We start from the raw sequence: 22,853 nt of genomic DNA, 5'->3' as shown, positions 1-22,853 counted from the left end.
ACATTGGTGAAGCCTGGTCCGGGCAATCGCCGTCCGTCGACCATGTCCTCTTCATCCCTGCATCCCGCCCTGCGCCGCTGGCTCCACAGCTTCATTCCTGCACCCGTGACGGTGCGCTGGAGCGAGCGCGTCCGTTCCGCTGCCGGCGCCCTCGTCGGCATCCTCTTTACCGGCACGATGATGAAGATGGTGCCGGGCGCTTCCACCCTGATCCCGCTGCTGGTCGCCCCAATGGGCGCCTCTGCCGTGCTGCTGTTTGCGGTGCCCGCCAGTCCGCTCGCGCAGCCGTGGTCGATCATCGGCGGCAACCTGGTGGCGGCTACCGTGGGCGTGACGTTCGCGCTGCTGGTGAATGATCCGGTGATTGCCTCTGCGCTGGCCATCTCGGCGGCCATTGCCGGCATGTTCGCACTGCGCTGCGTGCACCCGCCATCAGGCGCGGTGGCGCTCACCGCCGTGATTGGCGGCCCGGCCGTGCATGCCCTGGGCTATCGCTTCGTGCTCGAGCCGATCCTGATCCAGTCTGCGCTGCTGCTGGTGGGCGCGCTGGTGTACCACGCGGCCACGGGCCACCGGTATCCGCACGCACAGCGCCTGCCCGCTGCCGAGCGTCCGCCTACCGCGGCCGGTTTCACCCGCGCCGACATCGTGGCAGCGCTGCGCCGCCAGAGCGAGCTGCTCGACATCGACCCCGAAGACATCGAAGCCGTGCTGCGCGAGATGCAGCTGCAGGCCTACACGCGCACCTTCCAGGCGCTCACCTGCGCGGACATCATGACCACGCCGGTGGTCACGGTCTTGGCCGGCACGTCGATCCCCCGTGCATTGGAACTGCTGCGCCAGCATGGTTTCAAGGCATTGCCGGTCGTGGACGAAGGACGGCGCGTGGTGGGGATCGTCACGCGTGTCGACCTGCTCGGCCTGGCGCCGGCGGACATGCGCCAGACGCTGCGCCGCTGGTTCAGCATCGGCGCGCTCACACCCCCGCGCGTGGCCGATCACATGAAGACGCGCGTGCAGACCATCGCCGCCAACGCGCCCATGTCGGATCTGGTGCCGATGTTTGCCAGCGCCGGCCACCACCACATTCCGGTGCTGGATGCCGACGGCCGGCTGGCCGGCATCGTCACGGAATCCGACTTGGTGGGCGGGCTGTACCGTCAGGCCAACATCGAGCCACAGGCGGCCTGAGCGGCCATCAAACCGCATCCATCGGCAACTCACGGAACGCGCCCAGCTGTTCCGCCGCCACTGAGTACGCCACCAAGCGCGGGTAATCCGCCGCCGGCACGCGATCAGCCACCATCAACTGGATGAAGGCCCAGGCCACGGCCACTGTGACGCCGGCCTGCGTCAGCTCATTCTCCTCGACGGGCAAGGGCGCGTCCTTCCACTCCGCTTCGAGCGCTTCCACCGCCGCCAGTAACTGGCTGTGCACGCGCTCGACCCACGGTCCGTGCACTTTCTCGCTCGGGCGCAGGTTGTGTTCATAGACGATCTGCACGGCCTTCTCGCACGCGGCCAGCGCCAGGCCAATCACGCGCAGCGCGTGCTGGCGCTCGGCAATGGCGGCGGGCATCAAGCTGCGGCCTGCCAGCGTTTCTGCGTAATCGATGATGAGCGTGGAGTCGATCAGCACGGTGCCGTCGTCGCACACCAGTGTGGGCGCCTTGACCACGGGGTTGATGGCGCTGAACTGATCGAAATGCCGGAAGACCGAGACCGCCGCGTGCTCGAACGGCAGCCCGAGCAGCTTCAGCGAAATGGCCGTGCGGCGCACGTACGGTGAATCAAGCATGCCGATCAATTTCATGAAATCTCCTCGCTGGTGGGGGCGTGGGTGGGTAGAAAACCTTGGTGCGAAGCGCATGGCTGCGCGGGCACGGATGCACATGATAGACAGCCAGCGCAAAGCGTGCCGGCCGCCTCAGGCACGTTTTCTGCGTGCGGCGCATGGCTTTGAGCCGTCTGTTGCCGACACCGGCCGGCCTCCCGATTTTCTAGAATGACCACAACTCGGGTGCACTGTGCTGCCCGCCGGACAGGAGACCTTATGCCGTTTCTCGCGCATCACCATGACTGCCTCGGCTGGAACGGTGAGATGGCGCAGCGCGTGCTGGCATTCGATTGGGCCTCCACTGAACTGGGCCCGATCCAGGACTGGTCACCCAGCCTGCGTGCCGCCGTGCACATGGTGCTGGCGTGTCCGGTGCCGCTGGTCATGCTGTGGGGCCGCCACGGCTACATGGTCTACAACGATGCCTACGCCGTGTTTGCCGGCGGGCGTCATCCCTATCTGCTGGGTTGCCCCGTTGAACTGGGCTGGCCCGAAGTGGCCGACTTCAACCGCCATGTCATGGACGTCTGCCTCGGTGGCGGCACGCTGTCGTACCGCGACAAGGAACTCGTCCTGCTGCGCAACGGCCGCCCCGAAGACGTGTGGATGGATCTTTACTACAGCCCGCTGCCCGATGACACCGGTCGCCCGGCGGGCGTGCTAGCCATCGTGGTGGAAACCACCGAGCGCGTGCAGACCGAGCGCGAGCGGCAGGCCGCCGAGCAGGCCCTGCGCCAGTTGACCGAAACGCTGGAGCAACGCGTGGCCGATGCGCTGTCTGCCCGCGCCGAAGTGGAAGCGCAATTGCGCCAGGCCCAGAAGATGGAAGCCATCGGCAACCTGACCGGCGGCGTGGCCCACGACTTCAACAACGTGCTCCAGGTGATTGCCGGCAATCTGCAGATGCTCTCGGTGGAGGCACCGAGCAACACGCGCGTGCAGCATCGGATTGCCGCCGCCACGCGTGCCGTGCAGCGCGGTGCCACGCTGGCGGCGCAGCTGCTCGCCTTTGCGCGCCGCCAGCAGCTCTCGCCGGCGGTCGTCAACCCGACGCGGCTGGTCCAAGGCATGAGCGAGATGCTGCACCGCGCACTGGGCGAAGCCATCAAGGTGGAAACGCACCTGGCCGCCGACTTGTGGAACGTCCAGGCCGACCGCAACCAGCTCGAGAACGCGCTGCTGAACCTCGCCATCAACGCACGCGATGCCATGCGCGGCGGCGGCATGCTCACCATTGCCGCCAACAACGTCACGCTCGACAACACACAGGCGGACGTGCGTGATCAGCTTACACCCGGCGACTACCTTGTCTTCTCCGTCACCGATACCGGCGTGGGCATGCCACCCGAAGTGGTCGAACACGCTTTCGAGCCCTTCTTTACCACCAAGCCCGACGGCCACGGCACGGGCCTGGGGCTCAGCATGGTGTTCGGCTTCGTCAAGCAGAGCGGCGGGCACATCGCCATCGACAGTACAGTCGGACAAGGCACCACGGTGCAGCTCTACTTCCCGCGCTGCACGGAGGCGGCCCCGGACGATGCCGTCGAGCTGCGCGACACCATCGTTACGCCCATGGGCGGGCGCGAGACCATCCTCGTGGTGGAGGACGATACCGACGTGCGCCTGACCGCCGTCGACATGCTGACCCAACTCGGTTACCGCGTGCTCACGGCCGCCAACGGCCAGGCCGCGCTCGACCTCATGAACAGCGGCACGCCCATCGACCTGCTGTTTACCGACGTGATCATGCCGGGCCCCATCAAGGGCAGCGAACTGTCGATACGCGCCGCGCAGCGCGTGCCGCCACTGCCGGTGCTGCTCGTCTCGGGCTATACGCGTGACGAGGTGCAGCACGACGGCAGGCTGCCTCCGGGTGTGACACTGCTCGGCAAGCCCTACCGGCGTGATGACCTGGCGCGCATGGTGCGCAACGTGCTCACCGCCAGCCGCACCGCGCAGGCACAGGCGCAATCGGCATCGCCATCGGCGGGCCCTGCCGTGGCTACAGACGCTTCACAACCGCCTGCGGTGCTGCTGGTGGAAGACGACACCGCCTCGCGCGAAGCCATGCAGGAGGTGCTCACCACCTTCGGCCTGCAATGCGTGGCCGCCGTCAATGCCGAAGACGCCCTTGCACTGGCCCGCACGCGCTCCGTTCAGGTGCTGCTGACCGACCTCACCCTGCCCGGCCAATCCGGCGCGAACCTCGCCCGCACGCTGCTGCGCATGCAACCGCAACTGCAGGTGCTGCTGATGTCCGGCTACGGCACGGAAGCCGAGATTGGCGAGCCCATTGCCGGCGCACGCCTGCTCGGCAAACCGATCGACCTGATGACGCTGCAGCAGGCGCTGGCGCCGTGGCTCGGCGCAACCGTAAGGGCTGCCGATACGCAGAATGTGACGAACGCCGCATAACCGAAGCACCCGGTCACAAACGATCTCGCCCGCCCGTCTAGGGAGGGAGCATCATCCCCGGACGATACGCCCGCCATGACCAAGCCCAGCCCCGACCGCACCACCCGCACCGACAGCGAAGACACGACCTTCACCGCCGTCCGGCCCCGCCTCTTTGCGATTGCCTATCGCATGCTCGGCAGCCGCGCTGACGCTGAAGACGTGCTGCAAGACGCCTGGATGCGCTGGCACCAAACCGACCAGACCGCGCTGCAATCGGCCGAGGCATGGCTCGTGACGGTGGTCACTCGACTGTCGATCGACCGCCTGCGCGCCGCCAAGACCGAGCGCGAAGCCTACGTCGGCTGGTGGCTACCCGAGCCGCTGGTTGAACCCGAAAGCCACGCCCCCACGCCCGAAACCGCCGTGGAACTGGCAGGCGATGTGTCGATGGCCCTGCTGTGGGTGCTCGAGCGCCTATCGCCCGAAGAGCGCGCGGCGTTTCTGATGCGCCAGGTATTCGATCAGGATTACTCGGAGATCGCCGCCCTGCTGGGCAAGACCGAAGCCGCGTGCCGGCAGATGGTGCACCGCGCATCAGACCGGGTGCAGCAGGAGCGCCCGCGCTTCGATGTCGCGCCCGATGCGCATCGGGACTTGCTCGAGCGCTTTGCGCAAGCCTCACGCACGGGCCAACGCGATGCCATCCGCGCGCTGCTGGCAGATGACGCGCAACTCGTGGGCGACGGCGGCGGCAAGGTGCCGTCGTTCACGCGCATCATTCAAGACGCCGGTCAGATCACCAAGATCTACTGCGAGCTGGTGCGCGCCATGGGCGACGTCCGCTACGTACACGCCCGCGTGAACGGCGAGCCCGGCCTGCTGCGCTACGTGGATGGCAAGCTGGAATCGGCGCAGTCGTTCGTCATCGAGAACGGCCAGATCGTGGCCATCTACGTGGTGCGCAATCCGGACAAGCTGGCGCACATCGGCATCGGCGCATAAAAAAACAAAGTTTTCTTGCGGGGCTGTCACAACGCAGCCGCGCTAGGCGTCTTCAGGGTATGGAGCGACGCAAGGCACCCACCTGCCGCCTGCATCGGCTCCTTCATCAACTCAAACCCTCAGGAGCCACGTATGTCGCAAGCCCCCCGCATTGCCTACTTCCAACTCGCACCGAAGGCGTTCAACAACCTGCTGAACCTGTCGAACGGCCTGCGCCGCGACTTGCTGGGCGCCAGGCTGGTCGACCTTGTGCTGCTGCGCGTGTCGCAAATCAACGGTTGCGCCTTCTGCATCGACATGCACTGGGCCGACCTTATCAAAATGGGCGAAGACCCGCGCCACCTGAACGCCGTGGCCGGCTGGCGCGAAGCGCCGTTCTTTACCGAGCGCGAGCGCGCCGCACTGCGCTGGGCCGAACTGGTCACCAACACCCCGCACAGCGATGCCAGCGACGAAGAATTCGCCCGGCTGCGCGAACACTTCAGCGATGAGGAGATCGCCGAGCTGAGCTTTGTGATCGTCACCATCAACAGCTGGAACCTGCTGAACGTGAGCCTGCGCAACCCAGTGCCGCTGAAGGCGCCGCATGTTGCAGCGGCTTAACAGAAAACAGCGGGAAGCTGCGCCAGTACGACGATCGCTGTACAGCAGCGCTTGCGCACATGCGTAGGCGCTGCACCTACAGGTTCAACAGGTTCAGCCGTGCAGGAAGCGCACCATCAGCACTTCGTCTGCATAGCCCGTGGTGGATTTAAGCGCGCGCGGCTCCACGCCGTAGGTCTCAAACCCGCAACGCTCGTACAGTGCCAGCGCGGCATCGTTGCCGCGTACCACCGACAAGGTGAGCTGCTGCACCAGGCCCGTTGCCGCCGCCACGATGCGCTCCACCAGCGCCACGCCCACGCCGCGCCCGCGCGCGGCCGGCGCCACGTAAAAGCCCCACACAAAACCCTTGTGCGCGAGCTTCGCTATCGTTTGCTGCTTGAAGCCGACCATGCCGACGATGCGTGCGTCGCTGCCGGTTCCCGCATAGGCGCCCAGCACGATGGTGGTCGCCAAGCGCTCGGCAAACGCTTCCGTCGAGAGCCCGACCTCGGCCTCGTAGGTTGAACCGAATGCGTCGGGCGAATCCTTGAGCGCAGCAAGACGAATGGCGCGGTAGTCCGCCACGTCAGCTGCATCGACAGAAGACAACTGGCGGATCAAGACTGTGTTGTTCGAGTTTGGGTTGGCGTTGGACATGGCTGGCAAGGCGATCAGCGTGTAGGCAAGAAGCAAACGTAAGCGGCCAGTATCGCGCCAATCACACGCACACGACCTACAGTGCCGCCTCCGTCCATGAAGCCGAGGGCTTTGTCCGTCAATTGGCCTATGTCGGCATGTGCCCAGGTACCTATGCTTCGGGAAACGCGAGTCAACAAATCTACAAACCGCGACAACCGGAACGGGGGGAGCCATGGCCGAGCTTTTAATCGCCAAAGCGCAACGCAGCAGCAGCGCATACACACAACCCACACCGGCACCGATTCCGCCCGACGCCCCGCGGCACGCACGCGGCATGCACGGCGCCGCGCTGGTGATGGCCGCCGCGCTGTCGCTGGGGCTCAGTGCCTGCGGTGGCGGCGAAGATGCCGGTACCACGACCCCACCGACGAACAACAACACGCCAGCCCCCACCCCGTCACCCGCGCCCACACCGGCGCCCAAACCGACGCCATCGCCATCACCTGCGCCCACACCAACGCCGGCGCCCACACCTGCGCCAGCGCCGGCGACCTATTCCGTGGGCGGTACCGTCAGCGGGCTGACCAGCGGCAAGTCCGTCACGCTGCTGGACAACGGCGGCGATGCGGTTGTCGTCAACGCCAATGGCAGCTTCAACTTCCCGACCAAGCTCGCGCAGGGCAAGCCCTATGCAGCGACGGTCGGAACGCGGCCTTCGGGTGAGAACTGCACCGTCACCAACGGCAGCGGCACCGTGGGCACCAGCAACGTGACCACCATTGCGGTGGCCTGCACGCCCAAGCCCCTGTTCGGCTATGCGGTCAACTCGAACGACGGCACCATCTCGGCCTTCACGCTGGATGCGACCACCGGCATGCCCACCGCAGTCGGCACGGCAGTGGCGGTGGGAGCAGGGCCGCTGTCGCTGACCATCGACCCGGCGGGCAAGTTCGTCTACGTGGCCAACGCCAACGCCAACACCGTCACCACGCTCTCCATCAATGCCGATACCGGACTGCTCACGGTAGTCGGCTCGGCCACGCCCACGGGCATACAGCCCTACAGCATTGCGCGCACGCCCAACGGCAAGTTCGCATACACGACCAACTATGGAGACAACACGCTGTCGGCGTTCTCCGTCAACACGGGCACCGGTGCACTGACCGCGCTCGCGCCCATCACCGCCGGGGCCAACCCGTACACGGTCGCCATCAACAGCGCAGGCACCTTCGCCTACGTGGTCAATGCCAACAGCGGCGCCACGCCGGGCACGGCCATGGCGTTTGCCGTCAACAACACAACGGGCGCACTCACGCAGGTGGGCACCACGGTCAACACGGGCAACACGCCGCAGTTCATCGCGGTCAACTCGGCGGGCACCTACGCCTACGTGACCAACGCCGCAGACAACACCATCAACGTCTACAGCATCAGCAACACCGGGGCGCTCACCGCATCGGGCACACCGGTGGCGGCAGGCACCAACCCGTACTACATCGCCATCGCACCGTCGGGCGGCTTCATGTACGTGACCAACGTGCTGGCCAACACGGTCAGCGTCTTCAGCATCAACCCGGCCAACGGCGCGCTCACGCTGGTCGACACCACGCCCACCGGCAACGCGCCCGTGACCGTGCTCGTCAACCCCGCCGGCACCTTCGCCTACGTGGTCAACGCCGTGGACAACAGCGTCAGCGCATACAGCATCAACAGCACCACCGGCAAGCTGACCGCCGTGGCAAGCGGGTCAGCCGCCACCGGCAACATCCCGCGCGGGATGGCGATTGTGGCGGTGCCGTGAGGCTGGGCTGAATCGATTTGGTGGAATGCAAAAAGCCCCTCGCGAAGGCGAGGGGCTCTGTTTTATTGCGGGGGTCCCACGCGGCAGCCCCGGCCAGCCTCACACATCAATCGCCGAAGTCGACTTCACCTTGCGGCGCAGCTCGTATTTCTGGATCTTGCCCGTCGACGTCTTGGGCAGCGGCCCGAAGAACACTGCCTTGGGCACCTTGAAGCCGGCCAGCAAAGTCTTGCAATGTGCGATCAGGTCTTCTGCGGTGGCGGTGGCGCCGTCCTTGAGTTCAACGAAGGCGCAGGGCGTTTCGCCCCACTTGGCATCCGGCTGGGCAACCACGGCGGCAGCCAGCACGGCCGGGTGCCGATACAGCGCGTCCTCCACTTCCACGCTTGAGATGTTCTCGCCGCCGGAGATGATGATGTCCTTGCTGCGGTCCTTGATCTTGATGTAGCCGTCGGGCATGCAGACGCCCAGGTCGCCGGTGTGGAACCAGCCGCCGGCAAAGGCCTCGCGCGTGGCCTTCTCGTTCTTGAGATAGCCCTTCATGCAGATGTTGCCGCGGAACATGATTTCGCCAATGGTCTCGCCATCGGCCGGCACAGGCTGCATGGTCTCGGGGTTGAGCACCGCCACTTGCGATTGCAGGTGGTACCGCACGCCCTGGCGCGCCTTCATCGTTGCCCGGTCGTGCTCGGGCAGCGTACGCCATTCGTCCTGCTCGGCGCAGACGGCTGCAGGGCCGTACACCTCGGTCAGGCCGTAGACGTGCGTCAGCTCAAAGCCCATGGCTTCCATCTGCGCCAGCACGGCGGCCGGGGGCGGTGCACCCGCCACCATGCCGCGCACCGGCCCGCGCAGGCCCTCGCGCCACGACGGCGGCGCGTTCACCAGCGCGGTATGCACGATGGGCGCGGCGCAGTAGTGCGTCACGCCTTCGTCGCGCATGAGGTCGAACACCAGCTTCGGCTCGAACTTGCGCAGGCAGACATTCACGCCCGCACGCGCCGCGATCGTCCATGGGAAGCACCAGCCATTGCAGTGGAACATCGGCAGCGTCCAGAGATAGACGGGATGCTTGGGCAGATCCCACTCCAGGATGTTCGACACCGCGTTGATGGCCGCGCCTCGATGGTGATAGACCACGCCCTTCGGGTCGCCCGTGGTGCCCGAGGTGTAGTTCAGCGCAATGGCGTCCCACTCGTCGGCGGGCAACTGCCAGGCGTAGTGCGGGTCGCCCGAGGCCAGGAACGTTTCGTAATCGGTGTCGCCAAACGGCTCGGCCTGCGGACCCAGGGCATCGTTCACGGCAATCACTTTCAGGCCGGGAATCTCCAGCGCCATCTGGCGGGCCAGGTCGGCAAACTCGGTGTCGGCCAGCAGCACGCGGGCTTCGCCATGGCGCAGCATGAAGACGAGGTTGGCGGCATCCAGACGGATGTTCAGCGCGTTGAGCACGCCGCCCGCCATCGGCACCCCGAAGTGCGCCTCCACCATGGCAGGCGTGTTGGGCAGGAGCGCCGCCACCGTGTCGCCACGGCCGACGCCCGCCAGCGACAGCGCACTGGCCAGGCGCCGCGCGCGCTCATAGGTGTCGCGCCAGTTCTGGCGCACCGGCCCGTGCACGATGGCCAGGCGGTCGCCATACACATCCGCCGCGCGGGCAAGAAACTCGATGGGTGTGAGCGGGACGAAGTTGGCCGCGTTGCGGGCCAGACCGCTATCAAAATCCGTGGGCATTGCTGTGTCTCCGTGCGCCGGGCGCTGTTGCTTTTTGTTGGGCAACGCTATCATCGGCCGGCTCCCGCACTCTGTCACCTGAGTGACAAACCGCCCGGAAACCCGCGCCACCCCGAGACTGACGGGTTTCTTACAAAGCGAAGGCAGAGCCCCACGCGCCCCCGCGACCCTTGACCGTGTGCCTTCGCCTGCCATGACGACACCCCGTGCTCCGACGCCCGCCACGCAACTGGAAGGCCATGCGTGGTTCACCGCGCTTGCGCCTGAACACCAGGCCCTGGCCGCGCGAGAAACCCTGCTGCAGGCCTTCGAGCCCGGCGCCTTCATTGCGCGCCGCGGCGAACCGTCCCGCTACTGGATCGGCGTGGACACCGGCCTCATCAAGCTGGCCGTGTACACCTCCGACGGGCGGGGCTGCACGTTCTCCGGCGTGCCTGCGGGCGGCTGGTGCGGCGAGGGCAGCGTCATCAAGCGCGAAGACCGCCGCTATGACGTGATCGCCATTCGCGCCTCGCACGTGCTGCTGGTGCCCGAACCCGTGTTCAATACGCTGCTCGCGCAGAGCTTGCCGTTTGCCAGCTTTGTGGTGCGCCAGCTCAACGAACGCATGGGTCAGTTCATTGCCACCGTGCAAAACGACCGCCTGCTGAGCGCCGATGCGCGCGTGGCGCAAGCGATTGCGCAGCTGTTCCACCCTGCCCTGTACCCGCGCACGAGCACCGTGCTGGAGCTGTCGCAGGAAGAGATCGGGCTGCTGACGGGGCTGTCGCGCCAGCGCGTGAACCGCGCGCTGCAACGGCTGGCCGAAGGCGGAATGATCGCGCTGTCATACCAGACCATTCGCGTGACCGACCTCGAGCGGCTGCGGCTCTTCGGCCTGTCGGAGCTGTAAGCGCCGCGCCCGACTCTGTCACCCGGGCGACATTGCCCCTGTTGCGCACAGACATAGAATCCTGCAACAGTCGCGCTTCATCCGCCGCCTTATCGGTTAGCCATGCCACTCATCAGCCGCGCCCACGTCCGTCTCTCGCGCCTGCGCTTTCCGTTTGCGGTGCGCGTGCAGTCCGAGCAGGGCACCGTATGCCTGCGCGATGCCAACGGCCGGCGCGAAGTGCGCCCGGGCAATCCGTTCGTGGTGCCCGCCTTCGCGCATTTCGGTTGCGAGATTCCGGGCACCCTGTGGCAGCCGTGCGCCATCACGTTCAAGGCCGTGCCCGACGCCGGCTGCCCGCGCATGGCCGCCATCCAGCATGACAAGCCCTGGGCGCGCGCATTCGCCACGCTGGTGTTCGAACACCCCGTGCAGGCGTGGAACGCCGCGCTGCTGAGCCACTGCTGGCAGGCCTGCCCGCGCCAGGTGCGTGCGCGTCTGTTTGCGGAAGGGGAAGCACTGCATGCGCTGGTGCGCGAGCAACGCGCCGCCTGGGCGCTGTACCGGCTGGCGCACACGTGCGGCAATGACGAGCCCGAAGCTGAAGCGCTGCACGCGCTGGCCCGGCGGGCCGGCCTCCGCAACGCGCGCACGCTGAACGAAACGTGCGCAAGCCTGTTCGGGGTGGAGCTGGGTGCCCTGCTGGCGGGCAACGCAGATTCGGCCAGCGGTTCGGTGCACGGCAGCACCGCCCCGCTGGAGCGGTGGGCGCAGCCGCTGGCGATGGCCCTTTAAGCGCTGCGCCGCAACCGCGGCATCAATCGAAGATCACCCCACGCCGCACGCCCGCACGCGGCAGCGGGCTCGGCTCGCCAAGGATGTCGAGCACCGCATCTTCAATCGTGTTGGACAGCGCGTTGAGCGCGAGGTCGTTGTCTTCCGTGCCGAACGGGTCTTCGAGCTGCGAGGCGATGGCCTCGTGCGCCATGAAGGTGTACGCCACGAACACCGCAAACACGGGCGTGAAACTGCCGATGCTTTCCACCAGCCCAAACGGCAGTGCCGCGCAGAAGAAGTACACCGTGCGGTGGATCATGACCGAGTAAGCAAACGGCAGCGGCGTGCCCGCAATGCGCTCGCACCCGCCGATGCTGTTCGACAACTCGTTGAGGTTGCGGTCGAACGCCAGGGCGGCGTACCCATCGAGCGCACCGGCTTGCGCGCGACGCTGCACCCATTCACCCAGCCACTGCACGATGACGATGGGCCGGTAGCGCGCGGCCATCACGCGTTCGAGCAACGCTGCGGGCAGCCGGGTGGCGAGGTCTTCGCGCGCATCGGTGTGGCGCAACTGGTGGCGCAGCGCGTGCGGCAGCGCGCCCAGCACCTGTGCGAACTCGCGGACGTCGGCATCGGCTGCGGGACCGTTCGGGCCATCCCCGCGCGGCAGCGTCAGTGCCTGGCGCGTGAGCGAACGCGCCGTGTTGAGCAACTGGCCCCAGAGCTTGCGGGCTTCCCAGTAGCGGTCGTAGCTGGCGTTGTTGCGAAAGCCCAGGAACACCGCCAGCGCAATGCCGACGAGCGAGAACGGCGTCGTGCTCAGGTTGACGGAGACGGGCAGCAGGTGCGCATGCACCGCGATGGCTACCAACGACACGAAGAAGATCAGGAACAGGCGCGGCAGAAGCTGCGGCAACACCGACCCGCGCCATGCGAGCAGCATGCGGAACCAGTGCAAATGGGGGCGGACAACCATGGGAAGACGCGAATGCGTTGCAGGGGAGTGCGCGAATTATGGCAGAGGCAAGGCCGCCCGGATGCCTGCCTATGCCCTGCGCCTCACTGCACCGCGCCAATGAACGCCGCCAGCTCCGCCGTCTTGGGGCTGGCAAACACCTCTTTGGCCGGCCCGCTTTCATGGATCAGCCCCTGGTGCATGAAGACGAGCTGATCGCCCACGTCACGCGCGAAGCGCATCTCGTGCATGACCATGATGAGCGTCATGCCTTCGGCGGCGAGCTGCTTCACCACGGCCAGCACCTCGTTCACCAGTTCCGGGTCCAGCGCGGAGGTGATTTCGTCGCACAGCAACACCTTCGGCTGCATGGCGAGCGCGCGGGCAATGGCCACGCGCTGCTGCTGACCGCCGCTGAGCTGATCCGGGTACGCATCGAACTTATCGGCCAGGCCAACCTTGACGAGCATCTGGCGCGCGAGGTCGTTGGCATCGGCCTTCTTCATGCCCTTGACCACCACGGGCGACAGCGCCACGTTCTGGCCGGCTGTGAGGTGCGGAAACAGGTTGAACTGCTGGAACACCATGCCCACGTTCAGGCGCAGCGCGCGCAACCGCGCGGGCGTGGCCTGCGAGCCCTGCAGCACCGCGTTGTCCACGACGATCTGCCCGTCGTCGATGGTCTCCAGCCCGTTGATGGACCGCAGCAGCGTGCTCTTGCCCGAGCCGCTGCGCCCGATGATGGCGACCACCTGGCCGGCCTCCACGCGCAGGTCGACGCCCTTGAGAACGTGGTTGTTGCCGTAATGCTTGTGTACGGCGCAGAGATCAACGAGCGGCATAGAGCTTCTTTTCCAGATGAGAGGCGTAAAGAGACAGCGGCCAGCACAGCGCGAAATACCCAATGGCCACCAGCCCGTAGATAAGGAACGGCTGGAAGGTGGCATTGGCCAGCACCGAACCCAGCTTGGACAGGTCTTCAAACCCGATGATGGAGGCCACCGCCGTGCCCTTGACGATCTGCACGGAGAACCCCACGGTGGGCGCAACCGACAGGCGCACCGCCTGCGGCAGCACCACGTGGCGCATCTGCTGGAAGTACCCCATCGCCAGGCTGGAAGATGCTTCCCACTGGCCGCGCGGGATGGCCTCGACACAGCCGCGCCACACCTCGGCCAGATAGGCACTGGTGTACAGCGTCAGGCCGATGGCGGCGGCCGTCCACGGCGACATCTCGAACCCCGCCATGGACGCCCCAAAGAACACGATGAACATCTGCATGAGCAGCGGCGTGTTCTGAAAGAGCTGGATATACGCCCTGCTCACTCGCCGCAGCGTGGCGTTGCGCCCCACGCGGGCAAACAGCACCACCAAGCCTCGCATCTCCTTCAGCCGTTCAAGCACTTGCTTCACTTGCAAGTCCGGCAACGAGGTATCAACCTCGATGGCCATGCACTCGCGCGTGTAATCGTCGACCACGTTCAGGCATCGAAACCGCCGACCATAGGCCAGTCCGTCGGAAACAAAGTCCATCGACCAGCTCTGGTTCGGGCCCGCTGGCACCGGCGTCGGCGTGCGTTCGACAGCCGCAATGCGCTTGCGCCGCCGCTTACGCACTCAGTCCCGCCTTGCTATACAGGCGCCAGATGCGCTTGTGGTTGGCTGGCCAGCCAGCCCTCCCGTTGCAACAGCACGTGAATCCGGCGATAGCCGTAGCGACGCTTCTGCGCGGCGATGACCATCATCCGACCAGTCAGCGCTTCGTCGTCAATTCGGCGACGCGATTTATAGTGAAACAGCGAGCGCGAAATCCCTACCAGCCCGCAGGCCCGGGTAACACCCATGGCGCGTTCAGTCGTCAGTATCTGGACCGCTTCGCGCTTGGCCTGCGGGCTTGCTACTTTCGAGATAGCAGATCCTTGAGTGCCGCGTTGTCCAGCATCGATTCAGCCAGCAGGCGCTTGAGCTTGTTGTTCTCCTGCTCTAACTCCTTCAGGCGCTGCGCTTCGGAGACCGTCATTCCGCCGAACTTCGCCTTCCAGTTGTAGTAGGTCGCTTCCGAGATGCCGTGCTTGCGGCACAGCTCCGCTGGCTTCAGGCCTGCCTCGGCTTCCTTGAGCACGCCAATAATCTGTTCTTCGGTGAATCGCTTCTTCATGACCGCTCCTCTTCGGAACGGACTCTACATCGTCAACGTACTAATCACGGCGAGCAGGTCAGAATTGAACCAATGCCCGTAATCACCCCAATATCTCGACCTTCCACGCGCAGTGTGAGCACAAGCCGCGGCATGCGGAGGGGCCATTCCTTGCGAACCTGCTTGAGGCCATTGGCTATCCCGAGCCGCGGACGGGAAACAACACGGCCAAGCGATTCCGGCTGCCCCATAAACGTCATTCGCTGGACGCTGCTGCGCAGTGCCCTGCTTGATGTGCCGGAGTTCGATTTGCAGCCGGAACACACTGTCATTGCTCGCCGGGATGCAGGATACTCCGGCGTGGCTTATCTGAACGGCAGTTTTTCAGGTGGCGCATTTCGAACGACCGAAAGCGTCGCGCTGATGTGATCCTCGAGCGCGAGTGCCGCGCGTGCATCGGCGCGGCGCATCGCCGCTTCGAAAATGCACGCATGTTCCTCATGCACGTTGCGCTTCGAATCCTCGAGGCCGATACACACGCGCCGGTAACGTTCGCCCTGCTGCGACAGAATGCGCAGCACCAGGTAGGTCCAGGATGACGCCGCAGCCGAGATCAGTGCCTCGTGAAAGCGCCGATTGCACGCCTCCCATGCGGCCCTATGTTCGATCGACACCGGCTGCTCCCACGCAGACAGCACCTCGAATCTTTCTCGTACACGTTGTTCCCAGGCGGCGTCACCGCGCTGGACCGAGGTGCGCAGCGCATCGACCTCGATGTGGATACGCAGCCGCGTGATCGCCTCCAGGTCCGAGACCGACATCGGTGTGACGCGGAACCCGCGCTGCCCTTCGGCAACGACTAGCGCATCGCTGACGAGACGCGTGAGCGCCTCGCGCAGCGTACCTGCGCCGACGCCGTACACGTCTTTCAGATGCTCGACGCGCAGTTTCGTACCCGGCGGGTAGAGCCCTTCGATGATGTGCTGCCGCAATTGGTGATACGCATGCTCGCTAAGCGTGCGAGCATGCGGGGCGGGGGCGGTATCGTCAGAATACGTTTCCGCTGGCGCGGGCGGCGGGTCGTCGGACAGCACGTCGCCGGCCTCCCGTGCGAGCTGGATGATGGTCATATCACGCGTCCTCCTGATCCTGTTTGCGATTGAGGCGGTAACTGAGTTGCGCGCGCGTCAGGCCGAGCAGCCGCGCGGCGGCTGACAGGTTGCCCTTTGAGCGTTCGACGGCTTCCTGCAGCAGCGCGTGTTCGAGCCCTTCGAGCCCGCCGCCGCAGCCTTGCAACCGGTCGAGAATCGAACCGCAGTCGACCTGCACCGTTGATGCAGATTTGATCTGCCCGGCAAGATCAACAGTGGCGCCGCCGGGCGGCCCGAGGCCGGGAAACAGGTCGTTTGCGTCCACCGCGCGATTCGGCCGCGAGAGGATCACCGCGCGTTCGATCAGGTTCTCAAGCTCGCGCACGTTGCCGGGCCACCGGTAGCCGCGCAGCGCTTCGTAGGCATAGTCGGTCAGCGTCGGCACTGGCTTGCCATGCAGCGATGCGAACCGCGTGAGCATCGTGTCGGCAAGCAGTTCGATGTCGCCCTGCCGCTCGCGCAGCGAGGGAATCTGCACCGGATAGACGTTGACCCGGTAAAAGAGATCGGCACGGAACGTGCCCTCACGCACCGCCCGCTCAAGATCACGGTTGGTGGCGGCCACGACGCGCACGTCGACCTTGCGGCTGCCGGTTGCGCCAAGCCGTTCGATTTCGCCTTCCTGCAGCACGCGCAGCAGCTTCGCCTGCACGTCGAGCGGCAGCTCGCCGATCTCGTCAAGAAACAGCGTGCCGCCGTCGGCGCGCTCGAAGCGTCCGGCGCGGGGGGCCTGCGAGCCCGTGTACGCGCCTTTCTCCGCGCCGAACAGCTCGGATTCGATCAGCGCGTGCGGTATCGCGGCACAGTTGATTGCCACGAACGGCTTCGCGGCGCGCGGGCTCAGGTTATGCAGCGCGCGCGCAAAGCGTTCCTTGCCGACGCCGGTCTCGCCCGTGAGCAGCACGGCAACCTTGGTCGGCGCGGCCATTTCAAGCATGGAGTAGGCGGCCGAGAACGCATCGGACCGCCCGACGAGTTGCGTGCGGTCTGCCTCGGGCCCGATCTCGCGGCGCAGCGATTCGACTTCGGTCTGCAGGTCGCGGATTGTGTTGATCAGCGAGTCGGCCTTGAACCATGACGAGATTTCTTCAGCGTCTTCCCATTCTTCTGCCGGCTTGCCGACGATCATGCAATGCGCGTCGTGCGCACCGACGCAGGCCGTTTCCTTGAACAGCACGGAGCGGCCCATGAACGCGCTCGTATAGCCCGTCGCGTAGCCGATCAGCATCCAGCACACGGGTTCGGGCTGCGGGCCGAACGCGCGCAGGTGCACCTCGGCCTCCCACGAGTGTTCCCACCGGTATTCACCGTAGAACGCGCCGGTCTCCGGGTCCGCCTCGAACCGCAGCGGCGTGACCTGTACCGCGCCTTCGAGCATATGAAGCTGCGGGCCGACACTGAACATGTCGAAGAACGATGCCTTGGCACGAATGTCTCGCGCTAGTGCCGCATCGCGCTCGCCTGAGGCGAAGCCGACCCGCGTGAAGAAGCGGCGCGTCTGCGCCGGCCCGACGCTTGCCATCAGTTCCTCGCGCAGCGTGGCAAGCGCACCCGCATGGATCATCACCATCCGTTGACCGGCCAGCCAGATGCGGCCATCGCTGGTCGAGAAATGAATCAGCCGTCGTAGATCGGCGTCCGTTGGCATCGGGGGCAGGTTGGGGCGTGGCATGTCGTCTCCGTCGAGATTTTCTTGTGAAATCTGTTTTTGTGTTTCGGCCGGCCGGGGCGTGCCTGCGGACTTCACCATTTCATCAAATCGGCTTGTCTGCATTTTTTAAATGATCAAAAAGCCCGCCATATAAAGCAATTGGCGGCCCTGCCCCGGGACGGATTCCATTCTGGTTAACCGGTATTGTGCGTGCCCAACGCGAATTTCGTCTCAGGGCTTTCCCTTAAATTATCGAGATTTTTTGCATCAAGACCGGAAAGTGGCACGGATGGTGCATTGAGGTCCAGGCATGGAGGCGACCTCGACCATGAACCCAGCCACAACCGATCAACCACCACTCGACCCGAGCCGCAAATGCGTTCGGGTGACCGGCACGAACAATCGCGGCTTCGTCGAATTTGAGTTGTCGGTCGGCGGCGCGCCGGAGATGTTTGTCGAGCTGACATTGCCTTCTGCCGCGTTCGACCTGTTCTGCATCGAACAACACGTCACGCGGCTGGATGACGAAACGAACCCATGAACTTGAGGAGCAAGAAGTGACCATCGAGCTGAAAACAGTCGACATCAAGCCGCTCCGGCAGACCTTTGCCCATGTCGCGAAGCACATCGGCGGAGACAAGACGGCGTCGCGGTATCAGGAAGGCATGATGGGCGCGCAGCCCCAAGTGAATTTCCACTACCGCCCGACCTGGGATCCGGACTACGAGCTCTTCGATGCGTCGCGCTCGGCGATCCGGATGGAGAACTGGTACGCCCTGAAGGATCCGCGCCAGTTCTATTACGCGTCATGGACGACGACCCGTGCGCGCCAGCAGGACACGATGGAATCGAACTTCGAGTTCGTCGAGTCACGCCGGATGATCGAGCTGATGCCCGACAACGTCGCGCAGCACGCGCTCGAGGTGCTGGTGCCGCTGCGCCACGCCGCGTGGGGCGCAAACATGAACAACTCGCAGATCTGCGCGCTTGGCTATGGCACTGCGTTCACCGCCCCGGCCATGTTCCATGCGATGGACAACCTCGGGGTGGCGCAATACCTGACGCGTCTTGCACTGGCGATGGCCGAGCCCGACGTGCTCGACGCGGCGAAGGCGGCGTGGATGTCGGATGCCGCGTGGCAACCGCTGCGCCGCTATGTCGAAGACACGCTTGTCGTTACGGACCCGGTCGAGCTGTTCATCGCGCAGAACCTCGCGCTCGATGGCCTGCTGTATCCGCTGGTCTATGACCGATTTGTCGACGAACGGATCGCGCTTGCGGGTGGCTCTGCAGTGGCCATGCTGACCGCGTTCATGCCCGAGTGGCACACCGAATCAAACCGCTGGATCGACGCCGTCGTGAAGACGATGGCCGCCGAATCCGACGACAACCGTGCCCTGCTCGCGCGCTGGACGCAGGACTGGTCGGCCCGCGCCAGCGCGGCACTTGCGCCGATTGCCGAACGCGCGCTGAAGGACACCGCAGGCGCGGCACTCGACGAAGTGCACGAGCAGTTCCGGGCGCGCATCGCGAAGCTCGGCATTGCACTCTGACGACGGACGTTCATCTTTCATCGAAGGAACACTCGCATGTCCAACGTATTCATCGCCTTCCAGGCCAATGAGGATTCCCGGCCGATCGTCGAGGCAATCGTGGCCGACAACCCGCGCGCGGTGGTCGTTGAATCGCCCGGCATGGTCAAGATCGACGCACCCAATCGGCTGACGATCCGGCGCGAAACGATTGAGGGGCTGACCGGCTCGCGCTTCGATCTGCAGCAACTGCATGTCAGCCTGATCACGCTGTCCGGCCATATCGACGAAGACGACGACCAGTTCACGCTGAGCTGGACGCACTGAACGCCGCGCATCGCGCACCGACAATTACGGAGACACGAATGGACACCCCAACGCTCAAGAAAAAGCTCGGCCTGAAAGACCGCTACGCGGCGATGACGCGCGGCCTGGGCTGGGAGACGACCTACCAGCCGATGGACAAGGTCTTCCCGTACGACCGCTACGAAGGCATCAAGATCCACGACTGGGACAAGTGGGTCGACCCGTTCCGCCTGACGATGGACGCGTACTGGAAATACCAGGGCGAGAAAGAAAAGAAGCTCTATGCGGTGATCGATGCGTTCACGCAGAACAACGCGTTCCTCGGCGTGACCGACGCGCGCTACATCAACGCGCTGAAGCTGTTCATCCAGGGCGTGACGCCGCTGGAATACCTTGCACACCGCGGGTTCGCCCACGTTGGCCGGCACTTCACCGGCGAGGGCGCACGCGTTGCATGCCAGATGCAATCGATCGACGAGCTGCGGCACTACCAGACCGAAACGCATGCGATGTCGACGTACAACAAGTTCTTCAACGGCTTCCACCATTCGAACCACTGGTTCGATCGTGTCTGGTATCTGTCGGTGCCGAAGTCGTTCTTTGAAGACGCGCAGTCGGCCGGCCCGTTCGAATTCCTCACTGCGGTGAGCTTCTCGTTCGAATACGTGCTGACCAACCTGCTGTTCGTGCCGTTCATGTCGGGCGCCGCCTACAACGGCGACATGTCGACCGTGACGTTCGGTTTCTCGGCGCAGTCGGACGAATCGCGCCACATGACGCTGGGCATCGAGTGCATCAAGTTCCTGCTCGAACAGGATCCGGACAACGTGCCGATCGTGCAGCGCTGGATCGACAAGTGGTTCTGGCGCGGCTACCGGCTGCTGACGCTCGTCGCGATGATGATGGACTACATGCAGCCCAAGCGCGTGATGAGCTGGCGCGAATCGTGGGAGATGTACGCCGAGCAGAACGGCGGTGCGCTGTTCCGCGATCTCGCGCGCTATGGGATTCGCGAGCCCAAGGGCTGGAAGGATGCGTGCGAAGGCAAGGACCACATCAGCCATCAGGCGTGGTCGACGTTCTACGGCTTCAACGCCGCGGCACCGTTCCATACGTGGGTGCCGAAGGAAGACGAGCTCGCATGGCTGTCGGCCAAGTATCCGGAAACGTTCGACCGCTACTACCGCCCGCGCTTCGAACACTGGGGCGAGCAGGCCAAGGCCGGCAACCGCTTCTACATAAAGACGCTGCCGATGCTGTGTCAGACCTGCCAGATCCCGATGCTGTTCACCGAGCCCGGCAACCCGACAAAAATCGGCGCGCGCGAGTCGAACTACTTCGGCAACAAGTTCCATTTCTGCAGCGACCACTGCAAGGAAATCTTCGACCACGAACCACAGAAGTACGTGCAGGCATGGCTGCCGGTGCACCAGATTTACCAGGGCAACTGTTTCAAGCCGGGCGTCGATCCGACAGCCGAGGGTTTCGACCCGCTCGCCGCGGTGCTCGACTACTACGAAGTTGAGCCCGGCCGAGACAACATGGATTTCGAAGGTTCGGAAGATCAAAAGAATTTCGCGGCATGGCGCGGCCAGACCACGAGCAACTAACCAGGAGACGAACATGGCCGTCATTGCGCTCAAGTCCTACGACTTCCCGGTGAAAGATGCGGTGGAGAAGTTTCCCGCGCCGCTGCTCTACATCTGCTGGGAAGAGCACCTGATGTTTCCGGCGCCGTTCTGCCTGCCGCTGCCGCCCGACATGCCGTTTGGCGCGCTGGCCAGCAACGTGCTGCCGCCGATCTACGGCGATCACCCCGATTTCTCGCAAATCGACTGGGATCGGGTGGAGTGGTTCCGGTCTGGCGAGCCGTGGACGCCGGACGCATCGAAGAGCCTGGCCGACAACGGCCTCGGGCACAAGGATCTGATCAGTTTCCGCACGCCGGGCCTCAATGGCATTGGCGGTGCGAGTTTCTGACCGTCACCTGCGCGAGTGCCGGCTGCCTGCAAGCGGAAGGCATTCCAGAACGACGAGCACATCATCATGAGCCACCAACTTACCATTGAGCCGCTGGGCGTCACGATCGAGGTCGAGGAAGGCCAGACGATGCTCGACGCTGCGCTGCGCCAGGGCATCTACATTCCGCACGCGTGCTGCCACGGCTTGTGCGGAACCTGCAAGGTCGCAGTGCTGGGCGGCGAGACCGACCTGGGCGATGCCAACCCGTTCGCGCTGATGGACTTCGAGCGCGAAGAGGGCAAGGCGCTCGCGTGCTGTGCAACGCTGCAGGCCGACACCGTGATCGAGGCCGACGTTGACGAGGATCCGGATGCCGAGATCATTCCGGTGAAGGATTTCGCAGCCGACGTCACCCGCATCGAGCAGCTCACGCCGACCATCAAGGCGATCCGTCTGAAGCTGTCGCAGCCGATCCATTTCCAGGCCGGCCAGTATGTGCAGCTTGAGATTCCGGGGCTGGGGCAGAGCCGCGCATTCTCGATCGCCAATGCGCCGGCCGACGTCGCGGCCACCGGCGAGATCGAACTCAACGTGCGGCAGGTGCCCGGCGGGCAGGGCACAGGCTATCTGCACGAGAAACTGGCAACGGGCGACCGCGTGCGCCTGTCGGGTCCGTACGGCCGGTTCTTCGTGCGCCGCTCGGCGGGGCTGCCGATGATCTTCATGGCCGGCGGCTCCGGCCTGTCCAGCCCGCGCTCGATGATCGTTGACCTGCTGGAGAGTGGCGTCTGCGCGCCGATCACGCTGGTCTACGGCCAGCGCAATGCGAAAGAGCTCTATTACCACGACGAATTTCGCGCGCTTGCCGAACGCTACCCGAACTTCACCTACGTGCCGGCGCTGTCCGAAGGCGCAGGTGAATCGGGCGACAACATCGCGCAAGGGTTCGTGCACGACGTTGCGAAAGCGCATTTCGACGGCAATTTCTCGGGCCACCAGGCGTACCTGTGCGGGCCGCCCGCGATGATCGATGCGTGCATCACCGCATTGATGCAGGGGCGCCTGTTCGAGCCCGACATCTATCACGAGAAGTTCATTTCGGCCGCGGATGCGCAGCAGGCGCGCAGCCCGCTGTTCCGGCGGGTGTGACATGGACGAGCGCTGCGTGAAGGCGACTGTGACGATTGCGCAGACCGACGAGCGCTATGCGTGCGCGGCAGGCGAATCGCTGCTGGCCGGCATGGCCAAGCTCGGCCGTCGCGGCATTCCGGTCGGCTGCCTGAACGGCGGTTGCGGCGTCTGCAAGGTGCGCGTGCTGCACGGCACGGTGCACAAGCTCGGGCCCATCAGCCGCGCGCACATCAGCGCCGACGAGGAAAGCGATGGTTATGCGCTGGCCTGCCGCGTTGCGCCCGACGGCGATGTCGAACTGGAAGTGGCAGGGCATTTGAGAAAACCGTTTTTTTGCTGTGCGGCCGGCAAGGCAACGCCGGTTTCAAAAAACTAATCTGGA

The 22,853-nt window shown here is 65.0% G+C and carries 24 protein-coding genes; 14 read left to right on the top strand and 10 right to left on the bottom strand.

Going from position 1 to position 22,853, the window contains the following annotated elements:
* Positions 1-42 precede the first annotated feature (42 nt).
* Positions 43-1,191, top strand: coding sequence for an HPP family protein (locus ACUXH0_RS11880; RefSeq protein WP_024973807.1), 1,149 nt, complete (start codon positions 43-45; stop codon positions 1,189-1,191).
* 7 nt (positions 1,192-1,198) lie between these two features.
* Here the strand turns inward: ACUXH0_RS11880 and ACUXH0_RS11875 are convergent, their stop codons facing one another.
* Positions 1,199-1,813, bottom strand: a complete 615-nt coding sequence (locus tag ACUXH0_RS11875) for a glutathione S-transferase (protein ID WP_004635840.1) — start codon at positions 1,811-1,813, stop codon at positions 1,199-1,201.
* A 240-nt stretch (positions 1,814-2,053) separates the two neighbouring features.
* On the opposite strand from ACUXH0_RS11875, the gene ACUXH0_RS11870 reads away from it, so the two are divergent.
* From ACUXH0_RS11870 to ACUXH0_RS11860, 3 genes are all read left to right on the top strand, one after another.
* The gene (locus tag ACUXH0_RS11870) at positions 2,054-4,252 is read left to right on the top strand and encodes a hybrid sensor histidine kinase/response regulator (RefSeq protein ID WP_182594087.1); all 2,199 of its coding nucleotides are present in this window, start codon (positions 2,054-2,056) and stop codon (positions 4,250-4,252) included.
* A gap of 75 nt (positions 4,253-4,327) precedes the next feature.
* Positions 4,328-5,236, top strand: coding sequence for an RNA polymerase sigma-70 factor (locus tag ACUXH0_RS11865; RefSeq protein ID WP_004635843.1), 909 nt, complete (start codon positions 4,328-4,330; stop codon positions 5,234-5,236).
* A 132-nt stretch (positions 5,237-5,368) separates the two neighbouring features.
* A complete protein-coding gene (locus tag ACUXH0_RS11860; RefSeq protein WP_004635846.1) occupies positions 5,369-5,839 on the top strand; it encodes a carboxymuconolactone decarboxylase family protein in 471 nt (156 codons plus the stop codon).
* Between the two features lie 93 nt (positions 5,840-5,932).
* On the opposite strand, the gene ACUXH0_RS11855 is transcribed toward ACUXH0_RS11860, so the two are convergent.
* Positions 5,933-6,478 (bottom strand): GNAT family N-acetyltransferase, encoded by a 546-nt coding sequence (locus ACUXH0_RS11855; protein WP_009239327.1) that lies wholly within the window; start codon positions 6,476-6,478, stop codon positions 5,933-5,935.
* A gap of 214 nt (positions 6,479-6,692) precedes the next feature.
* On the opposite strand from ACUXH0_RS11855, the gene ACUXH0_RS11850 reads away from it, so the two are divergent.
* Complete coding sequence (locus tag ACUXH0_RS11850) at positions 6,693-8,261, top strand: lactonase family protein (protein ID WP_182594088.1); 1,569 nt, start codon at positions 6,693-6,695, stop codon at positions 8,259-8,261.
* Between the two features lie 99 nt (positions 8,262-8,360).
* Here the strand turns inward: ACUXH0_RS11850 and ACUXH0_RS11845 are convergent, their stop codons facing one another.
* The gene (locus tag ACUXH0_RS11845; protein WP_009277204.1) at positions 8,361-9,995 is read right to left on the bottom strand and encodes an acyl-CoA synthetase; all 1,635 of its coding nucleotides are present in this window, start codon (positions 9,993-9,995) and stop codon (positions 8,361-8,363) included.
* Positions 9,996-10,188: 193 nt separating this feature from the next.
* On the opposite strand from ACUXH0_RS11845, the gene ACUXH0_RS11840 reads away from it, so the two are divergent.
* Both ACUXH0_RS11840 and ACUXH0_RS11835 read left to right on the top strand, forming a co-directional pair.
* A complete protein-coding gene (locus ACUXH0_RS11840) occupies positions 10,189-10,887 on the top strand; it encodes a Crp/Fnr family transcriptional regulator (protein WP_004635853.1) in 699 nt (232 codons plus the stop codon).
* Between the two features lie 102 nt (positions 10,888-10,989).
* Positions 10,990-11,661 (top strand): hypothetical protein, encoded by a 672-nt coding sequence (locus ACUXH0_RS11835; RefSeq protein ID WP_004635856.1) that lies wholly within the window; start codon positions 10,990-10,992, stop codon positions 11,659-11,661.
* Positions 11,662-11,683: 22 nt separating this feature from the next.
* Here the strand turns inward: ACUXH0_RS11835 and ACUXH0_RS11830 are convergent, their stop codons facing one another.
* The 7 genes from ACUXH0_RS11830 to ACUXH0_RS11800 form a co-directional block, all read right to left on the bottom strand.
* Positions 11,684-12,622 (bottom strand): bestrophin family protein, encoded by a 939-nt coding sequence (locus ACUXH0_RS11830; protein WP_024973813.1) that lies wholly within the window; start codon positions 12,620-12,622, stop codon positions 11,684-11,686.
* Positions 12,623-12,705: 83 nt separating this feature from the next.
* Positions 12,706-13,443, bottom strand: coding sequence for an amino acid ABC transporter ATP-binding protein (locus ACUXH0_RS11825; RefSeq protein ID WP_182594089.1), 738 nt, complete (start codon positions 13,441-13,443; stop codon positions 12,706-12,708).
* Positions 13,430-14,218: an ABC transporter permease subunit gene (locus ACUXH0_RS11820; protein ID WP_310735964.1), complete on the bottom strand. Its 789-nt coding sequence runs from the start codon at positions 14,216-14,218 to the stop codon at positions 13,430-13,432. The genes ACUXH0_RS11825 and ACUXH0_RS11820 overlap by 14 nt, the downstream gene beginning before the upstream one ends.
* A 14-nt stretch (positions 14,219-14,232) precedes the next feature.
* Positions 14,233-14,445, bottom strand: a complete 213-nt coding sequence (locus tag ACUXH0_RS11815; RefSeq protein WP_182594090.1) for a hypothetical protein — start codon at positions 14,443-14,445, stop codon at positions 14,233-14,235.
* A 53-nt stretch (positions 14,446-14,498) separates the two neighbouring features.
* On the bottom strand, positions 14,499-14,759 hold the full coding sequence (locus tag ACUXH0_RS11810) for a transposase (protein WP_010112046.1): 261 nt from the start codon (positions 14,757-14,759) through the stop codon (positions 14,499-14,501).
* A gap of 344 nt (positions 14,760-15,103) precedes the next feature.
* The gene (locus ACUXH0_RS11805; protein WP_182594091.1) at positions 15,104-15,868 is read right to left on the bottom strand and encodes a GntR family transcriptional regulator; all 765 of its coding nucleotides are present in this window, start codon (positions 15,866-15,868) and stop codon (positions 15,104-15,106) included.
* Between the two features lies 1 nt (position 15,869).
* The gene (locus ACUXH0_RS11800) at positions 15,870-17,561 is read right to left on the bottom strand and encodes a sigma-54-dependent Fis family transcriptional regulator (protein ID WP_182594092.1); all 1,692 of its coding nucleotides are present in this window, start codon (positions 17,559-17,561) and stop codon (positions 15,870-15,872) included.
* Between the two features lie 289 nt (positions 17,562-17,850).
* Between ACUXH0_RS11800 and ACUXH0_RS11795 the strand changes: the two genes are divergently transcribed.
* From ACUXH0_RS11795 to ACUXH0_RS11765, 7 genes are all read left to right on the top strand, one after another.
* On the top strand, positions 17,851-18,081 hold the full coding sequence (locus ACUXH0_RS11795) for a phenol hydroxylase subunit (protein WP_182594093.1): 231 nt from the start codon (positions 17,851-17,853) through the stop codon (positions 18,079-18,081).
* Between the two features lie 16 nt (positions 18,082-18,097).
* On the top strand, positions 18,098-19,093 hold the full coding sequence (locus tag ACUXH0_RS11790; protein WP_182594119.1) for an aromatic/alkene monooxygenase hydroxylase subunit beta: 996 nt from the start codon (positions 18,098-18,100) through the stop codon (positions 19,091-19,093).
* Between the two features lie 36 nt (positions 19,094-19,129).
* The gene (locus tag ACUXH0_RS11785) at positions 19,130-19,399 is read left to right on the top strand and encodes an MmoB/DmpM family protein (protein WP_182594094.1); all 270 of its coding nucleotides are present in this window, start codon (positions 19,130-19,132) and stop codon (positions 19,397-19,399) included.
* A gap of 38 nt (positions 19,400-19,437) precedes the next feature.
* The gene (locus ACUXH0_RS11780; protein ID WP_182594095.1) at positions 19,438-20,988 is read left to right on the top strand and encodes an aromatic/alkene/methane monooxygenase hydroxylase/oxygenase subunit alpha; all 1,551 of its coding nucleotides are present in this window, start codon (positions 19,438-19,440) and stop codon (positions 20,986-20,988) included.
* A 13-nt stretch (positions 20,989-21,001) separates the two neighbouring features.
* Positions 21,002-21,358, top strand: coding sequence for a phenol hydroxylase subunit P4 (locus ACUXH0_RS11775; protein ID WP_182594096.1), 357 nt, complete (start codon positions 21,002-21,004; stop codon positions 21,356-21,358).
* 66 nt (positions 21,359-21,424) lie between these two features.
* Positions 21,425-22,489 (top strand): NADH:ubiquinone reductase (Na(+)-transporting) subunit F, encoded by a 1,065-nt coding sequence (locus tag ACUXH0_RS11770; RefSeq protein WP_182594097.1) that lies wholly within the window; start codon positions 21,425-21,427, stop codon positions 22,487-22,489.
* 1 nt (position 22,490) lies between these two features.
* Positions 22,491-22,847: a 2Fe-2S iron-sulfur cluster-binding protein gene (locus ACUXH0_RS11765; protein WP_182594098.1), complete on the top strand. Its 357-nt coding sequence runs from the start codon at positions 22,491-22,493 to the stop codon at positions 22,845-22,847.
* Positions 22,848-22,853 lie beyond the last annotated feature (6 nt).

The sequence above is a fragment of the Ralstonia sp. 110700041-2 genome, assembly GCF_056280165.1.
This window is presented reverse-complemented; position numbering and strand designations above follow the sequence as displayed.